The sequence below is a fragment of the Neisseria sp. P0001.S005 genome, from assembly GCF_051963715.1.
Genome location: NZ_JBQCTZ010000780.1, coordinates 1 through 362 on the forward strand (window position 1 = coordinate 1; position 362 = coordinate 362).

A 362-nucleotide genomic window follows, 5' to 3' on the forward strand; every position below is an offset into this window, starting at 1 on the left:
ACGCCGAACGCCATTGCCAGCGGCATGATGGATGCCGTTTGCGGCGCGTTGATGATGATGCATGGCCGTCTGAAAGACAAAACGGGCGGGGACAAACCGGTCGATATTATTATCACGGGCGGCGGCGCGGGCAGAGTCGTGCAGGCGCTGCCGGAGTCATTCGTTCATGACAATCAAGTGAAAATCGTCGATAATCTCGTGATTCACGGGCTCTTGCATTGGATTGCCCATCGCAACGGACAATAAAAAGGAAAACGCATCATGAAATGGCTGTTTGCGGTCTTGGTCGCACTCAACATCATTGTTTTTGGCAGCATGGTTGCCTATCGGACACAACATAAAACCGCCAAACCCGAATCTGC

Annotated in this window: 1 pseudogene; it reads left to right on the forward strand. The window is 52.5% G+C overall.

Annotated features, from left to right (window positions below):
• Positions 1-246, forward strand: a pseudogene (locus tag ACTHSP_RS22840) (bifunctional biotin--[acetyl-CoA-carboxylase] ligase/pantothenate kinase); the annotation flags it as partial.
• Positions 247-362: the final 116 nt, after the last annotated feature.